Below are 21752 nucleotides of genomic sequence, written 5' to 3'. Positions count from 1 at the left end.
GTAAACGCGGCCGTAGGACTCGGAAGATACCACCGAACAGGAGCACCGCAAAGCCGGACAAGCGCGTCATTGTCCTGACTGATCCGCGTATGCTGCGGCTGCATGGAATGGCCCGCTCTCAGGTAAGATGGTGCTGCGCACAAGTGGAACCCATTTCATCAAAAGGCGTGGGTTCTCGTTTCGATGAATGACCGGTCCAACCGGCCGCGCCGCTCCAGCGCATTGGACTGACCCCCGGTGTGGCGCGCGGCAATGATGGAGAACCACGATGTTTGCCACAGAAAAATTCACCAACCCCGAAGCCGCCTATGCGCGCGTGCTGGAAATCTACGAGCACAACACCGCCATCCTGCGCGATGCCTTCCGTCAGTTCGCCAGCGATGCGGGCATGCAGCAGCGGGTGCGTGCCTGCTATCCCTTCGTGCGCATCACCACGGAAAAATCCACCCACACCGATACCCGCCAGTCCTTCGGCTTCGTCGCCGGTCCCGGCTGCTACGAGACCACGCTCACGCGTCCCGCGCTGTTCCATCAATACCTGCTGGCGCAATTCAAGCTGGTGCTGCAGAACCATGAGGTGCCGCTGGAAGTGGGCGTGAGCGACATGCCCATCCCGGTCCACTTCGCCTTCCCCGAGGGCATCCACGTCGAAGGCAGCCTGGATCCGGAACACCTGCGCACGCTGCCCGATTACTTCGACCTGCCCGACCTGGCAGCCATGGATGACCGCATCGCCAACGGCACCTATGAAGTGGACAACGGTGCCTGGCGCGAAGGGCCGCATCCGCTGGCGCTGTTCACCGGTCCGCGCATCGATTATTCGCTGCATCGCCTGCGTCATTACACGGCGACCTCGCCGGACCAGTTCCAGCGCTATGTGCTCTTCACCAACTATGCTTTCTACGTCGATGAATTCGTGCGCCTGGGCCGGCGCCTGATGGAGCCGACCGATGATCCGGATGAGCTGGCCTATCGTCGCCAGTACACTGCCTTCGTCGAGCCCGGTAATGTCACCACCTGGAGTGCCAACCAGACCGGTACACAGACCAGGCCAGTTTCCGGTGTGGCACCGGCACGGCAGCCGCAGATGCCGGCCTATCACCTGCAGCGCGCCGATGGCAGCGGCATCACGCTGGTCAACATCGGTGTGGGTCCGTCCAATGCCAAGACGGTGACTGACCACGTGGCGGTGTTGCGTCCGCACGGCTGGCTGATGCTGGGCCACTGCGCCGGCCTGTCGGCCTCGCAGCGCATGGGCGACTACGTGCTGGCACATGCCTACGTGCGTGACGATCACGTGCTCGATGACGACCTGCCGTTGTGGGTGCCGATCCCGGCCCTGGCTGAAGTGCAACTGGCCTTGCAGGATGCGGTGGCCAGCATCACCCAGCTGGAAGGCTACGAATTGAAGCGCATCATGCGTACCGGTACAGTTGCCTCGGTCGATGACCGCAACTGGGAGCTGCGCGACCATCGCATGCCATTGCTGCGTTTCTCCCAGAGCCGCGCCATCGCACTGGATATGGAAAGCGCCACGGTGGCCGCCAACGGCTTCCGCTTCCGGGTGCCTTACGGCACGCTGCTGTGCGTGTCGGACAAACCGCTGCACGGTGAAATCAAGCTGCCCGGCATGGCCAATACCTTCTACGAGCAGCGCGTGGCGCAGCACTTGCAGATCGGTATCCGCGCGCTGGAGTTGTTGCGCAACAATGGCATCGAGCAGGTGCACAGCCGCAAGCTGCGCAGCTTTGCGGAGCCGGCGTTCCGCTGAACGTCTCGCCGTCATTGCTGCAAACGGGAACGCCCGCGACAGAAGATGTCGCGGGCGTTTTTGTTTATGTGATGCGCATCAGCGCGGCAAGCGATGCGTCATGGTCAAGCGATAGTAGAGCCCGGCACCGATCAAGAGGGCCACGGCCGCCACGCACAGCGACGGCGTGAAGGAACCGCTGCCGTGGACCAGTGCGGTGGCCAGCGGCGGGCCGGCGATCTGGCCGATGCCATAGGCGGCCGTCATCAGGGCCATGAGGCTGCTGGCGTGTTCGCGGCGCAGGCGGCGCGCCTCGCGCATGCCGAACAAGGTGATGGCCGTGAAGGGCAGGCCCAGCAGCAGGCAGCTCAGCGCGAATCCGGGGGCGCTGGGCAAGAGGATGGATACCAGCACACCCGCCGCCTGCATCAGGTAGGCGGCAGTCAGCAGCAGGCGCTGGTCGGCCTGCACTGAGAGCCGTGTCGCGCTGAAGGCGCCCAGCGCGACCGACAGGCCGAAGATCGGCCAGAAGTAATCCGGCCAGACCGAGCCCGGTAGCGCTTGGCGCGCGATCACCGGTAGGAAGGTAGCGGTGATGATGTAGCCGAAGCCGGCGATGCCATAGGCGAAGACCTGGATCAGCACTTCACTCTTCTGGCTGGCCGATTCCGGTACGGGGGCCTGTGCTGCATTGCTGTCATGCGGATGTACATTAAGGCCGCGCCCGGCATCGAAGCTGAACGACTTCCACACCAATGCAGTGAGCCCCAGCGCAATCACGCCGAAGGCAATCCAGCCACCGGCCGCCAGCCAGCCCGCCGCGATCATCGGGCCCGAGAGCAGGCCGGTCAGGGCAATGCCCAGTCCGGGGCCGCAGAAGATCACCCCGCCCAGTTCCGGACGGCCGAGTTGCGTCAGTTGTTGCAGGCACCAGCCGGCCGTGTAGACGAATACATAGGCGCTGGCCACGCCCGACAAGAAACGCATCCACAGCCAGGCCACGTCATGATGCAGCACCCCCATGCCCAGCGTGAGCAGGATGGTCACCACCAGTCCTGCGCGCAGCATGGCCACGCCGCGCTTGCTGCGATGAAAGGCGCACAGCATGGCGCCGGCGAAGTAGCCCAGATAATTGGCCGTGGCCAGCCAGCCCCCCATCTGCAGCGACAGGCTGCCCTCATGCAGCATCATCGGCAGCAGCGGCGTGAAGGCGAAGCGGCCGATGCCCATCGCCACTGACAGGGCCACCATGCCGGACAGGCAGACTTTCCAGGCCAGTGCGTGGATCGGGGCGGCGGGCATGGATGAGGCGGGCTGGGTCATGGACTTCACAGAGGCGTGAGGGGAACGGGTGTCTATGCTATCGTCTTTCGGTCATTCCAAAAAATGAATAATCGGGATGACTTCATCTGGATTTGAGAACATCCCCGGAGCGCTTCATGGAACTGGCCGAACTGGAAATCTTCCGCACCGTCGTCGCCGAAGGCGGCGTGACCCGCGCCGCTGAGCGGCTCAACCGGGTGCAGTCCAATGTCACCACGCGCATCAAGCAGCTGGAAGAATCGATCGGCGTGCCGCTGTTCGTGCGCGACCGGCGCCGGCTGGTATTGACGGCGGCAGGCGAGGCGCTGCTCGATTACGCCGAACGTATCCTCGATCTGGTGCAGGAGGCGCGCCAGGTGGTCGCGCCGCAAAGCCCGCGCGGGCGGCTGCGCATCGGCTCCATGGAAAGCACCGCCGCCAGCCGCTTGCCGGCGCCGCTGGCCGAATTCCACCAGCGCTGGCCGGAAGTGCGGCTGGAATTGTCGACGGGGCCGACCGACGTGCTCATCGCCGGCGTACGGGCCTGCAAGCTCGATGCCGCGCTCGTGGCCGGGCCCATCGATGATCCGGCCTTGGCCGCCATGCCCCTGTACAAGGAAGAACTGCTGCTGGTGACCCCGTGCAATCATCCGCGCGTGCGCTCGCCCGGCGATGTGCGGCTGGAGACCCTGATCGTCTTCGAACAGGGCTGCGCCTACCGTCGCCATGCCGAACACTGGTTCGCCCGCCAGGGCAAGGGCGGCGGGCCGCTGCGCATACTGGAACTGGCCTCCTATCACGCCATCCTGGCCTGCGTGGCGGCGGGCGCCGGGGTGGCGGTGGTGCCGCGTTCGGTGATCGCCATGCAGATGGCACCGCATGGCTTTGCCACGCACTTGCTGGGCCGCGACGGGCGGGTCACCACCTACCTTATCAGCCGGCGGGAACGCACTTCGGCCGCCTTGCTGGCACTGCGTTCTTTACTTGCGGCAAGCCTTTGATATAGTGGATTCATATCGGCCCCATCGGGTATGCAGGCACGTGCCAGTAAATATGTATTGCCGTGCAGCATATGAGCAGGGTGTAACCATTTGTAAAAACGGCTGTCACGGGGAGTTGTTTTCCCTATATTGGAGGTCCCCCTCCATTCTCCCCCCCGAGAATGGGATTTACCCCACGGCTCGCAAGGGACGTGGGGTTTTTCTTTTGTCCCGCCGCTTTTCTTCCCATTTCCGATGTGTCATTTCCCGTCATTTACGACGTAGCTGACATGAAGTTGACAGCGACGAGAATTGGTGAGTTCATATGTTTAATATTGCATATATGTTGCCTTTTTCAGCTCTTCCTTGGACGTCAACGGAAAATGTTTCGGCACGGCCATCCGAGTCTATTTTTCTTCCGCGCCGGCTTGCCTGACCCCTCCTCTGGAGGGCGTACTGCCACCGATCAGGTTGCCGCGCGCGGCCGTCTGGATCGCCAGCACGGCCGGATGGCTCAACCGGCGCTCGACCGAGATGGCATAGAACTGCTCGCGGATGGCGTCGGTCTTGCCGATCTCCACGAGCCCGTACTGCTTGCGGATCTGCGCGGCAATGGCGGTGGGCGCCGCGAAGATGCCGGCGCCGGCGTCGCCGAAGGCCAGCAGCAGGGCGCCATCATCGAATTCCCCGGTGATCTGGGGGCGGATGCCCTGCTTCTCGAACCAGCGCAACAGGCGCGGACGCACGGCGGCATCTTCACCCGGCATCAGGAAGGGAGCACCGTCCAGGCTGCGCGGAAAATCCTTGCGGTAGCGCCGCGCCAGCTCGGGGGTGGCGAAGAAGCTGGTATCGCATTCGCCCAGCAGGTGGTGGTAGCCGCGCACGTCCACATTGGGCGGCATGGGGCTATCGGCGATGATGATGTCCAGCTTGTGGATGGCCAGGTCGGCCAGCAGCACGTCGAGCTTGCCTTCGCGGCAGATGATGCGGATCGGGTCCTGCATGGCCAGTGCGCTTTCCAGCAGCAGGTAGGCAATCGCCTTGGGCACGGCATCGGCCACGCCCACGCGCAGCTGCAGGGTGCGTCCACCGGGGCGCAGGCGCAGCGCTTCTTCCAGTTCCTCTCCCAGGCTGAAGATGCGTTCGGCGTAATCGAACACCATGCGGCCTTCGTCGTTGAGTTCCAGCCGCCGTCCCACGCGCTTGAAGAGCTTGTAGCCCAGCGATTCCTCGAACAGGCTGATCTGGCCGCTGATGGTCTGCGCCGTCAGGTGCAGGCGCTCGCTGGCGCGCGCCACGCCGCCGGTCTTGGCGACCGTCCAGAAATAGTGAAGATGCTTGTAGTTGAGGCTGGCCATGGCAATCATCCTTGATGCGATACTTCGGTTTTTCCGAAGGATTATCTCAAAATATTCGAATTTTCATTCATCAGGCTTTGGCCTAAAGTGACGCCTTGTCCGGTAGTGATCTTGAGTTGTCAACGCGCCGGGCATCGTTGCCAAACCTGACTTTGAGGAGAGCCTGATGAAATGTCCCGTCTGCACATCTCACAACCTGCTGATCTCGGAACGCCAGGGCATCGAGATCGATTACTGCCCGCAGTGCCGGGGCGTGTGGCTGGATCGCGGCGAGCTGGACAAGCTGATCGAACGTTCCGCCGCCAGCCAGTCCAACGCAGCGGTTCCCATGCCAGCAGCGCGGCCGGCCATGCACACGCCGCCGCCACCGGCTTACGATGCCCGCTTCGGGCATGGAGGGCATGGATATGAATACAAACGCAAGAAAAAAGGCTTTCTGGGCGAAATCTTCGACTTCGATTGAAGATTTTTTCCAAAATACGAAAAACCGATCCCGCCGCCGGCGGATGAACAAGAAGAGAGAGGTCTGACGTGAACGGTGTAGAGAGTTTCGCAAGCCTGCCCATGTGGGGTGGCTTCATCGTATTCGTGCTGGGTATGCTGGCGGTGGACATGTTCGCCCTGGGCGGACGCAATGCCCACCGGGTGTCGCCCAGGGAGGCACTGGCCTGGTCGGTGGTGTGGGTGTCGCTGGCCTTCCTCTTTGCCGGCCTGATGTGGTGGTACCTCGATGCCAACGTCGGCCGCGAGTTCGCCAACCAGAAGGGCGCCGAGTTCCTCTCCGGCTACCTGATCGAGAAGGCGCTGTCGGTGGACAACATCTTCGTGTTCCTGATGATCTTCAGCTATTTCGCCGTGCCGGCTGAAATGCAGCGCCGGGTGCTGCTGTACGGTGTGATCGGTGCCATTGTCATGCGCGCCGTGATGATCCTGCTGGGCGCCTGGATGATCGCGCAGTTCAGCTGGATTCTGTATGTGTTCGGCGCCTTCCTGGTGTTCACCGGCGTGAAGATGCTGATCTTTGCCGACAAGGAAGCCGACCTGAGCGACAACCCGCTGCTGCGCTGGCTGCGCGGCCATATGAAGATCAGCAACGACTACGACGGCGAAAACTTCACCACCCGCATCAATGGCGTGCGCTATTTCACCCCGCTGATGCTGGTGCTGCTGCTGATCGAGATTTCCGACGTGATCTTCGCGGTGGACAGCATCCCGGCCATCTTCGCCATCACCAAGGATCCGTTCATCGTCTTCACCTCGAACATGTTCGCCATCATGGGTCTGCGTGCGCTGTACTTCCTGCTGGCCGATTCGGCAGAGCGCTTCCACCTGCTCAAGTATGGCCTGGCCCTGGTGCTGCTGTTCGTGGGCGGCAAGATGCTGGCCTCCTACTGGTTCCACGTGCCGGTGCTGGTGTCGTTGTCCATCGTGGGCAGCATCCTGCTGGTTTCCATCATCGCCAGCCTGGTGCTGAGCAAGGACAAGGCCAAGGAAAACGCCGCCTGACGGCACCTGTGAAGAATTCACCGTGGGGCTTGACCGGTCGGAGCAATCTGGCCGGTTTTTTTATGCACAGGTGAAGTTTCTTGCGATTCCATGCAAATTGGGCATCGCATGTTTATTGGGGACGGAGTGCATTAGAATGTCCGCTCCCATTCTTCAGGTTTGCAGTGTCTGCCATGGCCCGCCTTCCCCGACTCGTCGTTCCGCACCAGCCGCACCACATCATCCAGCGCGGCCATGATGGCCTGGTCATCTTCCGCGATGCCGATGACCACCTGGCCTTCCTGGGCTGGCTCAAGGATGCCGCAAGGCAATTCAAGGTGGCCGTGCACGCCTACGTGCTCATGCCGGATCACCTGCACCTGCTGGCCACGCCGTCCGATGACCAGGGCCTGGCACGGATGATGCAGTGGGTAGGGCGCCACTACGTCCCGTATTTCAACCAGAAGCATGGACGCAGCGGCACGCTGTGGCAGGGGCGCTACCGCGCCACCGTCATCGACGCCGAACTCTACCTGCTGGCCATCTGCCGCTACATCGAGCTGAACCCCGTGCGCAACGGCCTGACAGTCAGCCCGGGGGATTACCCCTGGTCCAGCTACATGCATCACATCGGCGCCAAGCAGGATGGCCTGATCACTGACCATCCTCAATATTGGTCGATTGGCAACACTCCCTTTGATCGCGAGATCGCCTATCGCCAGCTCACCGAAGAGGGACTGGCGCGCGCCGAAGTGGAGCGCATCACCGATGCCACGCTCAAGGGTTGGGCGCTGGGTTCGGAAGGTTTCAAGCAGGGGCTGGAACGCCAGACCCACCGGCGCGTCAGTCCGGCCAAGCGCGGCCGCCCGGCTGCCGTCCGCACGGCGGCCGAGGCGGAAGACGTAGCCGCACGGCAAGAATCGTAGGGTTTCAAAAATAAGTCTTTGTAATCAATGACTTGAATCCGCGGTGCATTGCTCTGTCCCCAATTAAAAAATCCTGAAAATCTTGGGGATTTAAATTGGACTCAGACCCTAATTATTTTTATTGAACTATTGGGTGCAGTGCACTATTCTTCAAATCCTTACTGTCAATGTGGTGGAGTACCGTTATGCACGCGCAAGGCCTTTACGACCCAGCAAATGAACATGACGCCTGTGGCGTCGGTTTCATCGCCCACATCAAGGGCAAGAAATCCCATTCCATCGTTGACCAGGGTTTGCTCATTCTGAAGAACCTGGATCACCGGGGTGCGGTCGGTGCCGACCCGTTGATGGGTGACGGTGCCGGTATCCTGATCCAGATCCCCGACCAGTATTACCGTGAAGAGATGGCCAAGCAGGGCGTGGACCTGCCGCCGCCCGGTGAATACGGCGTGGGCATGATCTTCCTGCCCAAGGAAAACGCTTCCCGCATTGCCTGTGAACAGGAAATCGAACGCGCGGTGCTGGCCGAAGGCCAGATCGTGCTGGGCTGGCGCGATGTCCCGGTGGACCGCGACATGCCGATGTCCCCCACCGTGCGCGAAAAAGAGCCGGTGATCCGCCAGATCTTCATCGGCCGTGGTCCGGACGTGATGGTCACCGACGCGCTGGAACGCAAGCTGTACGTGATCCGCAAGTCTTCCGGCCACGCCATCCAGGCGCTGAACCTGTTGCATGGCAAGGAATTCTTCGTGCCCTCGATGTCGGCCCGCACCGTGGTCTACAAGGGCCTGCTGCTGGCCGACCAGGTTGGCGTGTACTACAAGGACCTGCAGGACGAGCGCTGCGTCTCGGCCCTGGCCCTGGTGCACCAGCGCTTCTCCACCAACACCTTCCCGGAATGGCCGCTGGCCCACCCGTACCGCCTGATCGCCCACAACGGCGAAATCAACACCGTCAAGGGCAACTTCAACTGGATGCGCGCCCGCGAAGGCGTGATGCAGTCGGCCGTGCTGGGTTCGGACCTGAAGAAGCTGTTCCCGCTGATCTATGAAGGCCAGTCCGATACCGCCAGCTTCGACAACGCGCTGGAACTGCTGGTCATGGCCGGCTATCCGCTGCCGCAGGCGATGATGATGATGGTGCCCGAAGCCTGGGAAAACCACACTTCGATGGACGACAACCGCCGCGCCTTCTACGAATACCACGCCGCCATGATGGAACCGTGGGACGGCCCCGCTGCGCTGGCCTTCACCGACGGTCGCCACATCGGCGGCACGCTGGACCGCAACGGCCTGCGTCCGGCGCGCTACATCGTCACCGATGACGACCTGGTGGTGATGGCTTCCGAATCCGGCGTGCTGCCGATTCCCGAATCCAAGATCATCCAGAAGTGGCGCCTGCAGCCGGGCAAGATGTTCCTGATCGACCTGGACGCCGGCCGCATCATCGACGACAAGGAACTCAAGGACACCTACGCCAACGCCAAGCCCTACAAGCAGTGGATCAACTCGGTGCGCGTCAAGCTGGACGAGCTGAAGGAAGAGCCGCGTCAGCCGTCGTCGTCCCTGAAGCTGCTGGACCTGCAGCAGGTCTTCGGCTACACCCAGGAAGACGTCAAGTTCCTGATGGCCCCCATGGCCAGCGGTGGCGAGGAAGCCATCGGCTCCATGGGCAATGACTCGCCGCTGGCGGTCATGTCCAACAAGAACAAGCCGCTGTACAACTACTTCCGCCAGCTGTTCGCGCAGGTGACCAACCCGCCCATCGACCCGATCCGCGAAGCGCTGGTCATGTCGCTGGTGTCCTTCATCGGTCCCAAGCCCAACCTGCTGGACACCAACAACATCAACCCGCCGATGCGTCTGGAAGTATCGCAGCCGGTGCTGGACTACGACGACATCGCCAAGCTGCGCAACATCAGCGCGCACAGCGGCGGCAAGTTCAAGTCCTACGAACTGAACATCTGCTATCCCGTCGCCTGGGGCAAGGAAGGCATCGAAGCGCGCCTGGCTTCGCTGTGCGCCAAGGCGGTCGATGCGGTCAAGTCGGGCCACAACATCCTGATCATCTCGGACCGCAAGGTCGATGCCGAGCAGCTGCCGATCCCGGCACTGCTGGCGACTTCGGCCATCCACCAGCACCTGGTCAGCAAGGGCCTGCGCACCTCCACCGGCCTGGTGGTGGAAACCGGCTCGGCCCGCGAAACGCACCACTTCGCCCTGCTGGCAGGTTATGGCGCCGAAGCGATCCACCCCTACCTGGCGATGGACACCCTGGCCGACATGGCCAAGGGTCTGCCGGGCGACCTGTCGCCGGAAAAGGCCATCTACAACTTCCAGAAGGCAATCGGCAAGGGCTTGCTGAAGGTCATGTCCAAGATGGGCATCTCGACCTACATGTCCTACTGCGGCGCGCAGATCTTCGAAGCCATCGGTCTGTCGAAGGCGCTGGTGGACAAGTATTTCAAGGGCACCGCCTCCAACGTCGAAGGCATCGGCGTGTTCGAAGTGGCCGAAGAAGCGCTGCGCCTGCATACCGCCGCCTTCAGCGCCGACCCGGTGCTGGCCAATGCACTGGACGCCGGTGGCGAATACGCCTTCCGCATCCGTGGCGAAGAGCACATGTGGACCCCGGACGCGATCGCCAAGCTGCAGCACTCGACCCGTTCGAACAGCTACAACACCTACAAGGAATACGCCCAGATCATCAACGACCAGTCCAAGCGCCATATGACGCTGCGCGGCCTGTTCGAATTCAAGATCGACCCGTCCAAGGCGATCTCGATCGATGAAGTGGAACCGGCCAAGGAAATCGTCAAGCGCTTCGCCACCGGCGCCATGTCGCTGGGCTCGATCTCGACCGAAGCCCACGCCACGCTGGCTATCGCCATGAACCGTATCGGCGGCAAGTCCAACACCGGCGAAGGTGGTGAAGACGTCAACCGTTATCGCAACGAGTTGAAGGGCATCCCCATCAAGCAAGGCGCGACCCTGGCTTCGGAAATCGGCAAGGAACACATCGAAGTCGACATCCCCCTGCAGGAAGGCGACTCGCTGCGCTCGCGCATCAAGCAGGTGGCCTCGGGCCGTTTCGGTGTCTCCGCCGAATACCTGATCTCGGCCGACCAGATCCAGATCAAGATGGCCCAGGGCGCCAAGCCCGGCGAAGGCGGCCAACTGCCCGGCCACAAGGTCTCGGAATACATCGCCAAGCTGCGCGTGTCGGTGCCGGGCGTGGGCCTGATCTCGCCGCCGCCGCACCATGACATCTACTCCATCGAGGATCTGGCCCAGCTGATCCACGACCTGAAGAACGTCAACCCGCGCGCTTCCATCTCGGTCAAGCTGGTCTCTGAAGTGGGTGTCGGTACCGTGGCTGCCGGCGTGGCCAAGGCCAAGTCGGATCACGTGGTCATCGCCGGTCACGATGGCGGTACCGGTGCCTCGCCGCTGTCCTCGATCAAGCACGCCGGTTCGCCGTGGGAACTGGGCCTGGCTGAAACCCAGCAGACCCTGGTCCTGAACGGCCTGCGCAACCGCATCCGCGTGCAGGCTGACGGCCAGATGAAGACCGGCCGCGACGTCGTGATCGGCGCCATGCTGGGCGCGGACGAATTCGGTTTCGCCACTGCGCCGCTGGTGGTCGAAGGCTGCATCATGATGCGCAAGTGCCACCTGAACACCTGCCCGGTGGGCGTGGCGACGCAAGATCCGGTGCTGCGCGCCAAGTTCTCCGGCAAGCCGGAACACGTGGTCAACTTCTTCTTCTTCATCGCCGAAGAAGCGCGCCAGATCATGGCTCAGCTGGGCATCCGCAAGTTCGACGACCTGATCGGCCGTGCCGACCTGCTGGACCGTTCCAAGGCGATTGCCCACTGGAAGGCCAAGGGTCTGGACTTCAGCCGCATCTTCCATCAGCCCGAGTCGAAGCTGCCGGTGTACCACACCGATGTGCAAGACCACGGCCTGGACAAGGCACTGGACCACAAACTCATCGCGCAAGCCAAGATCGCGCTGGAGAAGGGCGAGAAGGTCTCCTTCATCTCCCCGATCAAGAACCTCAACCGCACCGTCGGCGCCATGCTCTCGGGTGAAGTGGCCAAGCGTTACGGCGATGAAGGCCTGCCGGACGACACCATCCACATCCAGCTGCAAGGGACCGCAGGCCAGTCCGCCGGCGCCTTCCTGGCCAAGGGCGTGACCCTGGATCTGGTCGGTGAAGGCAACGACTACGTGGGCAAGGGCTTGTCGGGTGGCCGCATCATCGTGCGTCCCAACACCGAGTTCCGTGGCCGTGCCGTGGACAACATGATCTCCGGCAATACCGTCCTGTACGGTGCCATCAGCGGTGAAGCCTTCATCAACGGCGTGGCTGGCGAGCGTTTTGCCGTGCGTAACTCCGGCGCCACTGCGGTGGTGGAAGGCACGGGCGACCACGGTTGCGAATACATGACCGGCGGCACCGTGGTGGTGCTGGGCAATACCGGCCGCAACTTCGCAGCGGGCATGTCGGGTGGTATCGCTTACGTGTATGACCCGGAAGGCGATTTCGCCGGCAAGTGCAATACCGCTATGGTCAGCCTGGAGAAGGTCTTGTCCGACACCGAGCAGGAGCAGACCCTGGGCCGCGACATCTGGCACAGCCTGCAGCGCGGTGGCGAACGCCAGACCGACGAAGCCATCCTGCGCGGCTTGATTGAACGCCACTTCAAGTACACCGGCAGCACGCGTGCGCGCTACCTGCTGGATAACTGGGCGGCGTCGCGCGCCAAGTTCGTCAAGGTGTTCCCGACCGAGTACAAGCGTGCGCTGGCCGAACTGGCCGCCGCTGCCGAAACGAAGAAGGAAAAGGTCGCCGCCTGATCTTCAGGCAGTGATCGGACTAATCAATCAAGCACGCCGGCGGGCGTGGCGCCACCCAGAGTGAGAGCGCAGCCCGCCGCATCCTTAGCGAGAATGTGAGAGGAAAATGGGAAAAGCAACCGGTTTCATGGAGTACCAGCGCCTGAAAGAGGCCAGCGAGGCGCCTGCCGCGCGTACCAAGCATTACAAGGAGTTCGTCCTGCACTTGAGCGACGCCGACGCCAAGATCCAGGGCGCGCGTTGCATGGACTGCGGCATCCCCTTCTGCAACAACGGCTGCCCGGTCAACAACATCATTCCCGACTGGAATGACCTGGTGTATCGCGGCAACTACAAGGAAGCCCTGGATACCCTGCACCAGACCAACAACTTCCCCGAGTTCACCGGCCGCATCTGCCCGGCACCGTGCGAAGCCGCCTGCACCCTGGGCATCAACAACGACGCCGTGGGCATCAAGTCGATCGAGCACTTCATCATCGACAAGGGCTGGGAAAACGGCTGGGTGGTGCCGCAACCGGCTTCGGTGAAGACCGGCAAGAAGGTCGCCGTGGTCGGTTCCGGTCCTGCCGGCCTGGCCGCAGCCCAGCAGCTGGCGCGCGCCGGTCACGACGTGACCGTGTTCGAAAAGAATGATCGCGTCGGCGGCCTGCTGCGTTATGGCATCCCTGACTTCAAGATGGAAAAGTCGCACATCGACCTGCGCGTGGAACAGATGAAGGCCGAAGGCGTGAGCTTCCGCACCGGTGTCTTCGTCGGCAAGGATTTCCCCGAGACCGTCAACAACTGGTCCAAGGAAACCGTCACCCCCGAAGAACTGAAGAAGGAATTCGATGCGGTGATCATCGCCGGTGGCGCCGAGTCCCCGCGTGACCTGCCGGTGCCGGGCCGCGAACTGAAGGGCGTGCATTTCGCCATGGATTTCCTGCCGCTGCAGAACAAGGTCAATGCCGGCGACAAGCTCAAGAACCAGATCATGGCCACCGGCAAGAACGTGGTCGTCATCGGCGGTGGCGACACCGGTTCGGACTGCGTGGGTACTTCCAATCGTCACGGTGCCGCTTCGGTGACCCAGTTTGAACTGATGCCGCAGCCGCCCGAGTCCGAAAACAAGCCGCTGGTCTGGCCCTACTGGCCGATCAAGCTGCGCACTTCTTCCTCGCACGAGGAAGGTTGCCAGCGTGACTTCGCGGTCACCACCAAGCGTCTGGAAGGCAAGGGCGGCAAGGTCGAGAAGCTCATCGCCGCACGCGTCGAGTTCAAGGACGGCAAGATGGTCGAAGTGCCCGATTCGGAATTCGAAATCAAGGCCGACCTGGTGCTGCTGGCCATGGGCTTCGTCTCGCCGGTGCAGCAGGTGCTCGATGCCTTCGGCGTCGAGAAGGATGCGCGCGGCAACGCCAAGGCCACCACCGATGGCGAAGGCTGCTACAAGACCTCGGTGGAGAAGGTCTTCGCCGCCGGCGACATGCGCCGTGGCCAGTCGCTGGTGGTGTGGGCGATCCGCGAAGGCCGCCAGTGCGCACGTGCGGTGGATGAGTTCCTGATGGGTTCTTCACTGCTGCCGCGCTGATCGGCGCGCTTCCAGCCGTCTGTAAATGATTTATATGATTTAAAAAGTTAGTTTGCAGTTCGTGTGACCCTGGACCCCGGGCCGGCGCAAGCCGGTCCGGTTTTTTTTCGTCCGTGGCCCGCGCCCCATGTTGCGCGGCAGCGCGTGTAAAATGGCCCATCGCCGCTGGCCGGCACCATCCCTACCGCACATTGCAATGGCAACCCCGATCCGCTACCGCATCACTTCCCTCGATCCAGCTTCCCACCTCTACGACGTCAGCGTCACCGTCGATGCCCCGGCCGCCGATGGCCAGGTCTTCTCGCTGCCGGCCTGGATTCCGGGCAGCTACATGATCCGCGAATTCGGCAAGAACATCGTCCAGCTGCGCGGCCAATCCAATGGCCGCAAGGTGGTCGTCAGGAAGCGCGACAAGCACACCTGGCAAGCCGCTCCCTGCAAGGGCGCGCTCACGCTGCACTATCAGGTGTATGCCTGGGATCTCTCGGTGCGTACCGCGCATCTGGATCGCACCCACGGCTTCTTCAATGGCACCAGTGTCTTCCTGGCGGCGCATGGCTTTGAAGAAGGCGAGCACGTGGTGGAGATCGTCCGTCCGGAAGGGGAGGATTTCAAGCGCTGGCGCGTGGCCACGGCGTTGCCCGAACTCAAGGCCAGGCGCTATGGCTTCGGCACCTATGTGGCACAGAACTATGATGAGCTGATCGATCATCCGGTGGAGATCGGCGATTTCGCCCTCGCCACTTTCCAGGCGCATGGCGTGCCACATGATGTGGTCGTCACCGGTCGTGTGCCTAATCTCGACCTGGCGCGCCTGTGCGACGATCTCAAGAAGATCTGTGAGGCGCAGATCGCCTTCTTCGAGCCGCGCAGCAAGCGCGCACCGATGGATCGCTACGTCTTCATGACGCTGGCCGTGGGCGATGGCTATGGCGGTCTTGAACATCGCGCATCGACCGCGCTGATCTGCTCGCGCGCCGACCTGCCGGTCAAGGGCAAGCCGGAGCAGACCGATGGCTACCGCACCTACCTGGGCTTGTGCAGCCATGAGTATTTCCATACCTGGAACGTCAAGCGCATCAAGCCGGCGGTATTCGCACCCTACGATCTGCGCCAGGAAAATTACACCTCGCTGCTGTGGCTCTTCGAGGGCTTCACCAGCTATTACGACGATTTGTTCCTGGTACGTACCGGCGTCATCGATACCGACAATTACCTCAAGCTGGTCGGCAAGACCATCACCGGCGTGCTGCGCGGCAGCGGTCGCAAGAAGCAGAGCGTGGCGGAGTCCAGCTTCGATGCCTGGGTCAAGTATTACCGCCAGGATGAAAACGCCAGCAATGCCATCGTCAGCTACTACACCAAGGGTTCGCTGGTGGCACTGGGACTGGACCTGAGCATCCGCACCCAGACCCGTGGCCGCCGCTCGCTGGATGACGTGATGCGCGGCCTGTGGACGCGCTACGGGCGCGACTTCTACAGCGGCAGGCAGCAGGGCGTAGCCGAAGACGAGATCCTGGCCGTGATGGAAGAGTTGAGCGGCGCCGACCTGAAGCGCTTTTATGACCGCCATATCCTTGGCACCGAGGATGTGCCGCTGGAAGATTTGTTGCCGGCCTTCGGTGTCGTCTACGATGCCAGCCTGCCTGCAGATGCCAAGCCCTGGCTCGGTGCGCGCATCGGCAAGGAGGGCGGCGATGCCAAGCTGGCGGCCGTGTATGAAGGCGGTCCGGCGATGCAGGCGGGATTGTCGGCCGGTGACAGGCTGGTCGCCATCGACGGCCTGCGCGTGCCGGCCTCGGGGCCGGACGGTTTGCTGGCGCGCTATCGTCTCAATGACACCGTGCGTATCCACGCTTTTCGTCGTGACGAGCTGATGGAGTTCAGCCTCAGGCTCAAGGCCGATAGCGCCCCGCAGGTCAGCCTCAGGGCCATGGGCAAACCGGTGGCAGTGGTACGCCAGCGTCTGGCGTGGCTCACGCTGAAGGGCCGCTGATGTGATGCGTCGACGCCCGGCGCCATAACGCCAGACGAAAAAAAACCGCCAACGCAAATTGGCGGTTTTTTCTTGCAGCGGAAAAAGCGGATTACTTGGCTTCTTCAGCGCCGCCTGCAGCAGCTTCACCTTCAGCGGCCACTTGACCAGCCGGCACGGTGGCGGTGGCGATGGTCAGGTTTTCCTGGGTCACGGCGGTCACGCCGTTGGGCAGCTTCAGGTCGCCCAGGTGGATCGACTGGCCGACGTCCAGCTTGGACAGGTCGACTTCGATGAACTCGGGCAGGTTCTTCGGCAGGCAGGTCACGTCCAGTTCAGCAGCGACGTGGCTGATGATGCCGCCGTGCAGCTTGACGGCCGGCGAGATTTCAGCGTTCACGAAGTGCAGGGGCACCTTGGTGTGCAGCTTCTGGGAAGCGTCCACGCGCTGGAAGTCAACGTGCAGGACCAGTTGCTTGTAAGCGTGGACTTGGAAGTCACGCAGCAGCACTTGCTCGACCTTGCCTTCGATTTCCAGGTCCAGGATGGACGAGTGGAAGGTTTCCTTCTTCAGGGCATGATACAGCGCGTTGTGGTCAACAGCGATGTTGGTCGGGGCAGCGGTGCCACCGTAGACGATACCCGGGGTTTGACCCGCGCGACGCAGGCGGCGGCTCGCTCCGGTGCCCTGTTCATTACGCGGAAAGGCGATCACTTTCATTTGATAACTCCAAAGTTGGCGGGGCTCGTCGTTGCATCAATGAAGCGACGGTTGCCCCGTGTGGTAAATATTCCCCGCGACCAGGGAATACGAAAAAACCTCGCCACGGAAAACCGCAGCGAGGCGAATGCAAATCTTATTCAGCAAACAGCGACATCACCGAGTCACCCTTGGTGATGCGCTTGAAGGTCTCGGCCAGCAGGTCGGCGCAGGTCAGCTGACGCACCTTCGGGCAGCCGCGTGCAGCGGGCGAGAGCGGAATGGTGTCAGTGACCACCAGTTCGTCCAGCGGCGAATTGGCGATGCGCTCGATGGCCGGACCCGACAGCACCGGGTGCGTACAGTAGGCCACGACCTTCTTGGCGCCGCGTTCCTTGAGCACTTCAGCCGCCTTGGTCAGGGTGCCGGCGGTGTCCACCATGTCGTCCATGATGACGCAGTTGCGGCCTTCGACTTCACCGATGATGTTCATCACCTCGGAGACGTTGGCCTTCGGACGGCGCTTGTCGATGATGGCCAGGTCGCAGTTCAGGCGCTTGGCCAGCGCACGTGCGCGCACCACGCCACCCACGTCGGGCGAGACCACCAGCAGGTCTTCGTAGTTCTTGTTGACCAGATCGCCCAAGAGGATGGGTGAAGCGTAGATGTTGTCCACCGGGATATCGAAGAAGCCCTGGATCTGGTCTGCGTGCAGATCCATGATCAGGACGCGCTCGACGCCGGCTTCCTGCAGCATGTTGGCCACGACCTTGGCCGAGATGGCCACCCGTGCCGAACGCGGGCGGCGATCCTGGCGGGCATAGCCGTAGTAGGGGATGGCGGCGGTGATGCGACCGGCCGATGCGCGCTTCAAGGCATCGACCATGATCATGATTTCCATCAGGTTGTCATTGGTCGGTGCGCAGGTGGACTGCAGCACGAAGACGTCCTTGCCGCGAACGTTTTCATTGATCTCGACCATGACTTCGCCATCGGAGAACTTGGAAACGTTGGCCTTGCCCAGCGGGATACCGAGTTTCTCAGCGACGCCGCGCGCCAGTTCGGGGTTGGCGTTGCCCGTAAAAACCATCAGGTTCTCAAGTGCCATGTGGGTATCCCTGGAATGCAATCGTTAAAAAGTCGAAAAGCCGACAACGCTTGACCTGATCAGTCTCACATTGACGGCTTATTTTTCTGACTGGACCCGGGCCTGAACGAAAGGCCTGTCCGAATTAAATGGCAGGGGAACAAGGATTCGAACCTTGGAATGCCGGAATCAAAATCCGGTGCCTTAACCAGCTTGGCGATTCCCCTACGCAACTTGCTGTTTGCCGTATCGGCGCGCTCATCATCAGGCGCTGCGTCTTCGTCAAACAAATTCTTTCTTACGACTGCACTAAATGGGCGAGAGGATGTTCCTGCATCGCTTTGGCTTTCCAGCCGATCCAGCGCGAAGGCAATTGCTTGAGCACTTCGCCTGCCTGATGTTCGTGTTCGAATGCACAAAACACACAGGCGCCAGATCCGGTCATTCTTGCGCTCCCGAATTTGCCCAGCCATTCGACTGCTGCTGCCACTTCGGGGAAATGCGCTGTTGCCACCATTTCCAGATCGTTTTTCCCGAAGCTGGAAGCAACTTGTTTCGTCGCATCAGGAAAGTCCGTTATTCTGACGGGTTGCGTATCCCTTGTCAACAACTTTGATGAAAAAATTACTGAGGTTGGAACAGATACGCCCGGTTCGATCACCACGTACCAGCAATCTGCCGTACGCAGCGCCGACAATTCTTCACCGACACCTTCAGCGAATGCATTGCGGCCGAACAGGAAGAAGGGAACGTCGGCCCCCAACTGCAGGCCCATCTCCATCAGCGAGGCGCGATTGTAGCCGCATTTCCATAGATGATTCAAGACCATCAGCGTGGTGGCCGCATCCGAGGAGCCGCCGCCGACCCCGCCGCCCATGGGCAGCAGCTTGTGCACCGTGATGTCGGCACCGAGTTGAGCATTGCCGCTGGCCGCGCGCAGCAGGTGCGCGGCGCGGATCACCAGGTCCGATTCCTCGGGCACGCCGGGTACCTCGTTGGTACGGCGGATCTGCCCGTCCCCACGCAGGCGGAAGTCCAGCGTGTCGCAGCGGTCGATCAGCTGGAAGGCCGATTGCAGCAGGTGATAGCCATCCGGGCGGCGGCCGGTCACGTGCAGGAACAGGTTGAGCTTGGCCGGCGCCGGGCAGGCGGTGAGGGTGGTGGTCATGCTTGGTACGGATTGTTCAGTTGAGGAGCAGGCGCCATGAAGGCAAGGCTGGGGATTCAGGTTCTCAGGGCTTCTTCCATCCATCGATGGCGATGCGGATCGATACCTTGCCGGCCTGCGTGGTGCTGCGGGTCAGGTCGATGCGCTTGGGGCGCGTCTGGCCGCTGGCGGCATCGCTCTCCCAGTTGGCATAGGTGACGCGCCAGCCATCACGGGTGGTGAAGCTGGCGTCGTTCTCGCCAGTCTTTGCCACGAAGGGTTTTCCATTCGCATCGGTGCCGCTACCCTGCAGCCACTGGCGCATGCCCGACACCGGCAGCGGCCAGCCCAGCGATTGCGCGGCCAGGGCGTCCACGTCGGCGGCGACCTGCGGCGCGCGGCCGGACTGCACCAGCGTGGCGATGCCGGGCCTGACGTTGATGGTGGCCACGGTCTGGCCCAGCGGCGAGAACATCTCCAGGTTCAGCTCCTGCGCGGTCTGCTTCCAGAAGAAGCTGCCGTGCAGGGATTGCGGGCGGTCATCCTGCTCGTACTGCACCGAGATGCGGCCATCGATCTCGATGCTGGCCTGATAGGCCGGTGCCGTGGCATTGGTCGGCACGGCATCCTGCGAGACCGTGGCGCAACCGCCCAGCAGACCGGCCAGACAGACGGCCGCGAGCTTCGGAAAAGCGCATGTCTTGCTCATAACTTCACATTGAGCCGCGCCAGCGTGCTTTTCAGGACTTCGTTATTGGGTTCTTTCAGGCTGACTTCGCGCCATACCTTGCGCGCTTCGTCCTGCTTGCCATTGGTCCACAGCACTTCACCCAGATGCACGCCGATTTCCACGTCCGGCCGCAAGGCATAGGCGCGGCGCATCTGCGTCTCGGCCTGTTCAAGACGGCCCATGCGGAACAGCACCCAGCCCAGGCTGTCGGCGATGAAGGGGTCTTCCGGTGCCAGGTCGGAGGCCTTCTGGATCAGTTCCAGCGCTTCGGGCAGGCGCACGTTGCGGTCCGCCAGCGAATAGCCCAGGGCGTTGTAAGCGTGCTGGTTGCCGGGGGCCAGCTTCATGACGCGGCGCAGCGAGGCTTCCATCTCGTCGTACTTGCCCAGCTTGTCCAGGACCATGGAATAGTCGTAGAGCAGGTCGGTATTGTTGGGGAAGCGCTCCAGGCCGCTCTTGAGCACATCAGCCGCCTCCTGGTTGCGGTTGGCGTCGCGCAGCAGGGTGGACTCGGCCAGCATCAGCTGCAGTTGCTCGCCGTCGTTGGTCGATTCGGACTGGGCATCTTCCAGCGCCTTGCGGGCGCCTTCGATGTCGTTCTTGCGGGACAGCAGCTGGGCACGTCGTACCTGCAGGCTGATGTAACCCTCGGTGCCGGGTTCGGCCTGCTCCAGATAGCGCAAGGCCGAATCCAGATCACGGCGCTCCTCGGCGATGCGCGAGAGCAGCAGCAGCGCCTGGCTGGGGTCGCGGTCTTCTTCGGGCTGGGCCGAGAGCACCTGCAGGTAGCGCTGCAGATAGTATTCGGCATCCTTCAGCTGGTTGGTCTCGGCCGAGAGCACGCCCAGGGCGAAGAGCGTGGTGGCATCTTCGCCGTCTTCCTTCAACAGGGTTTCGAACTGGCTGCGGGCCTGCTTGAACTCCTTCTGCTCGACCAGGCTGCGGGCGTAGGCCACACGCACTTCGCGCGCATCCGGATACTTGCGCAGGAAGTCGGTCACCAGCTTGGTCGCATCCTTGTTGTTGGAGGCGACCTGGGCAGCGGTGAGTACGGCCAGTTCCGAATCGGGCTTGATCTTCAGGGCGGCGGCGGCTTCGCGCTGGGCGGTGGCACCATCGCCCATGCTGAAGGCACCCTGGGCCAGTGCCAGGTGGGTTTCCATCAGGTCGCCGTAGGGCTTGCTGATATTTTGCAGGATGGCGTAGCTGGCTTGCTTGTCCTTGGCGCGCGCCAGCAGGCGCTGCACCTGCAGCAGCATCGGGCCGCGCGCCTGCGGGGCGGCGTCGGCCAGGCGCTGGGTCAGGAGCGGTTCGATCTCGTCCACGCTGTCCGAGAGCATGATCAGGCCCAGGTAGTTCTGCAGGGCTTCATCCGAATGCGGCGCCAGTTCGGTCCACAACCGCACGGCCACCAGGGCTTCTCCGGGCTGGCGCGCCGTCACCGCCATTTCGGCGGCACGCTTGGCCAGGCGCGGGTCGCGCGTCTGCTGGGCAGCGGCCAGCATGGTCACGTAGGCTGATTGCCACTGGCCGCGCTGGAAGGCGATCTCGGACGTCAGCACTTTGTAAAGAATGTCTTCGCTCAGCGCCACGGCGGGCAGCGCATCTTCCTGCGGCTGTACCCGGGCCTTGGCGGCCTTCTTGCGACTGGCTTGCTTGGAGGAAGACGACGAGGATGCCGTCTTCTGATCCCCCTGGGCGTTCTCCTTGTCGCCGGGCTGCTGGAAGACCGAGCAGGCTGTCAGCAGCAGGGAACTGGTGAGGAGGGCGATGGTTTTTTTCAAGATGTCATCCTGACGATTCGACAGAGGTTCGATTTTACGCGCAACAACCGTGGCGTTGCTGACAGCGCAGTGTAATCCATCTTTGACAAGCTTCCG

The 21752-nt window shown here is 62.3% G+C and carries 15 protein-coding genes and 1 tRNA gene; 8 read left to right on the top strand and 8 right to left on the bottom strand.

Going from position 1 to position 21752, the window contains the following annotated elements; translation table 11 throughout:
* Positions 1 to 268 precede the first annotated feature (268 nt).
* Positions 269 to 1771, top strand: coding sequence for an AMP nucleosidase (locus AACH55_RS20355; RefSeq protein WP_338716439.1), 1503 nt, complete (start codon positions 269 to 271; stop codon positions 1769 to 1771).
* Between the two features lie 78 nt (positions 1772 to 1849).
* Here the strand turns inward: AACH55_RS20355 and AACH55_RS20350 are convergent, their stop codons facing one another.
* Positions 1850 to 3073: an MFS transporter gene (locus tag AACH55_RS20350; protein ID WP_338716438.1), complete on the bottom strand. Its 1224-nt coding sequence runs from the start codon at positions 3071 to 3073 to the stop codon at positions 1850 to 1852.
* A gap of 116 nt (positions 3074 to 3189) precedes the next feature.
* Here AACH55_RS20350 and AACH55_RS20345 point away from each other — a divergent pair, with 116 nt between their 5' ends.
* Positions 3190 to 4053 (top strand): LysR substrate-binding domain-containing protein, encoded by an 864-nt coding sequence (locus AACH55_RS20345; protein WP_338716437.1) that lies wholly within the window; start codon positions 3190 to 3192, stop codon positions 4051 to 4053.
* Between the two features lie 386 nt (positions 4054 to 4439).
* Here AACH55_RS20345 and nhaR read toward each other — a convergent pair whose 3' ends face one another.
* Positions 4440 to 5390 (bottom strand): transcriptional activator NhaR, encoded by a 951-nt coding sequence (gene nhaR / locus AACH55_RS20340; RefSeq protein ID WP_338716436.1) that lies wholly within the window; start codon positions 5388 to 5390, stop codon positions 4440 to 4442.
* A gap of 166 nt (positions 5391 to 5556) precedes the next feature.
* Between nhaR and AACH55_RS20335 the strand changes: the two genes are divergently transcribed.
* From AACH55_RS20335 to AACH55_RS20310, 6 genes are all read left to right on the top strand, one after another.
* Complete coding sequence (locus AACH55_RS20335; protein ID WP_338716435.1) at positions 5557 to 5853, top strand: zf-TFIIB domain-containing protein; 297 nt, start codon at positions 5557 to 5559, stop codon at positions 5851 to 5853.
* 68 nt (positions 5854 to 5921) lie between these two features.
* Complete coding sequence (locus AACH55_RS20330) at positions 5922 to 6896, top strand: TerC family protein (RefSeq protein WP_338716434.1); 975 nt, start codon at positions 5922 to 5924, stop codon at positions 6894 to 6896.
* 173 nt (positions 6897 to 7069) lie between these two features.
* Positions 7070 to 7801, top strand: coding sequence for a transposase (locus AACH55_RS20325; protein ID WP_338716433.1), 732 nt, complete (start codon positions 7070 to 7072; stop codon positions 7799 to 7801).
* A gap of 185 nt (positions 7802 to 7986) precedes the next feature.
* Entirely contained in the window at positions 7987 to 12663 is a 4677-nt protein-coding gene (locus AACH55_RS20320) for a glutamate synthase-related protein (RefSeq protein ID WP_338716432.1), read from the top strand.
* 106 nt (positions 12664 to 12769) lie between these two features.
* Positions 12770 to 14233 (top strand): glutamate synthase subunit beta, encoded by a 1464-nt coding sequence (locus tag AACH55_RS20315; RefSeq protein ID WP_338716431.1) that lies wholly within the window; start codon positions 12770 to 12772, stop codon positions 14231 to 14233.
* A 196-nt stretch (positions 14234 to 14429) separates the two neighbouring features.
* Positions 14430 to 16229 carry a M61 family metallopeptidase gene (locus AACH55_RS20310; protein ID WP_338716430.1) on the top strand — a complete coding sequence of 600 codons (1800 nt, stop codon included), beginning with the start codon at positions 14430 to 14432 and terminating at the stop codon, positions 16227 to 16229.
* A gap of 91 nt (positions 16230 to 16320) precedes the next feature.
* On the opposite strand, the gene AACH55_RS20305 is transcribed toward AACH55_RS20310, so the two are convergent.
* The 6 genes from AACH55_RS20305 to AACH55_RS20280 all read right to left on the bottom strand — a co-directional run bounded on the left by AACH55_RS20305 (position 16321) and on the right by AACH55_RS20280 (position 21656).
* A complete protein-coding gene (locus AACH55_RS20305) occupies positions 16321 to 16929 on the bottom strand; it encodes a 50S ribosomal protein L25/general stress protein Ctc (protein ID WP_338716429.1) in 609 nt (202 codons plus the stop codon).
* A gap of 136 nt (positions 16930 to 17065) precedes the next feature.
* Complete coding sequence (locus AACH55_RS20300) at positions 17066 to 18016, bottom strand: ribose-phosphate pyrophosphokinase (RefSeq protein WP_013235852.1); 951 nt, start codon at positions 18014 to 18016, stop codon at positions 17066 to 17068.
* 129 nt (positions 18017 to 18145) lie between these two features.
* Positions 18146 to 18222: transfer RNA gene (locus tag AACH55_RS20295), tRNA-Gln, on the bottom strand.
* Between the two features lie 71 nt (positions 18223 to 18293).
* Positions 18294 to 19163 (bottom strand): 4-(cytidine 5'-diphospho)-2-C-methyl-D-erythritol kinase, encoded by an 870-nt coding sequence (gene ispE / locus AACH55_RS20290; protein WP_338716428.1) that lies wholly within the window; start codon positions 19161 to 19163, stop codon positions 18294 to 18296.
* 64 nt (positions 19164 to 19227) lie between these two features.
* Complete coding sequence (lolB, locus tag AACH55_RS20285) at positions 19228 to 19851, bottom strand: lipoprotein insertase outer membrane protein LolB (protein ID WP_338716427.1); 624 nt, start codon at positions 19849 to 19851, stop codon at positions 19228 to 19230.
* Positions 19848 to 21656, bottom strand: coding sequence for a tetratricopeptide repeat protein (locus AACH55_RS20280; protein ID WP_338716426.1), 1809 nt, complete (start codon positions 21654 to 21656; stop codon positions 19848 to 19850). The genes lolB and AACH55_RS20280 overlap by 4 nt, the downstream gene beginning before the upstream one ends.
* Positions 21657 to 21752 lie beyond the last annotated feature (96 nt).

Origin of the sequence: Herbaspirillum sp. DW155 (assembly GCF_037076565.1) — a bacterium.
Lineage (GTDB): Bacteria > Pseudomonadota > Gammaproteobacteria > Burkholderiales > Burkholderiaceae_D > Herbaspirillum.
The sequence above is the reverse complement of the archived record's forward strand: the minus strand, read 5'-3'. Positions and strand labels throughout refer to the sequence as shown.

Excerpts from the sequence above, each read along its gene's own strand:
- lolB (WP_338716427.1), bottom strand. The coding sequence starts at position 19,851 with ATGAGCAAGACATGCGCTTTTCCGAAGCTCGCGGCCGTCTGTCTGGCC.
- AACH55_RS20345 (WP_338716437.1), top strand. The coding sequence starts at position 3,190 with ATGGAACTGGCCGAACTGGAAATCTTCCGCACCGTCGTCGCCGAAGGC.
- AACH55_RS20325 (WP_338716433.1), top strand. The coding sequence starts at position 7,070 with ATGGCCCGCCTTCCCCGACTCGTCGTTCCGCACCAGCCGCACCACATC.
- ispE (WP_338716428.1), bottom strand. The coding sequence starts at position 19,163 with ATGACCACCACCCTCACCGCCTGCCCGGCGCCGGCCAAGCTCAACCTG.
- AACH55_RS20320 (WP_338716432.1), top strand. The coding sequence starts at position 7,987 with ATGCACGCGCAAGGCCTTTACGACCCAGCAAATGAACATGACGCCTGT.
- nhaR (WP_338716436.1), bottom strand. The coding sequence starts at position 5,390 with ATGGCCAGCCTCAACTACAAGCATCTTCACTATTTCTGGACGGTCGCC.
- AACH55_RS20315 (WP_338716431.1), top strand. The coding sequence starts at position 12,770 with ATGGGAAAAGCAACCGGTTTCATGGAGTACCAGCGCCTGAAAGAGGCC.
- AACH55_RS20355 (WP_338716439.1), top strand. The coding sequence starts at position 269 with ATGTTTGCCACAGAAAAATTCACCAACCCCGAAGCCGCCTATGCGCGC.
- AACH55_RS20310 (WP_338716430.1), top strand. The coding sequence starts at position 14,430 with ATGGCAACCCCGATCCGCTACCGCATCACTTCCCTCGATCCAGCTTCC.
- AACH55_RS20350 (WP_338716438.1), bottom strand. The coding sequence starts at position 3,073 with ATGACCCAGCCCGCCTCATCCATGCCCGCCGCCCCGATCCACGCACTG.
- AACH55_RS20300 (WP_013235852.1), bottom strand. The coding sequence starts at position 18,016 with ATGGCACTTGAGAACCTGATGGTTTTTACGGGCAACGCCAACCCCGAA.
- AACH55_RS20305 (WP_338716429.1), bottom strand. The coding sequence starts at position 16,929 with ATGAAAGTGATCGCCTTTCCGCGTAATGAACAGGGCACCGGAGCGAGC.
- AACH55_RS20335 (WP_338716435.1), top strand. The coding sequence starts at position 5,557 with ATGAAATGTCCCGTCTGCACATCTCACAACCTGCTGATCTCGGAACGC.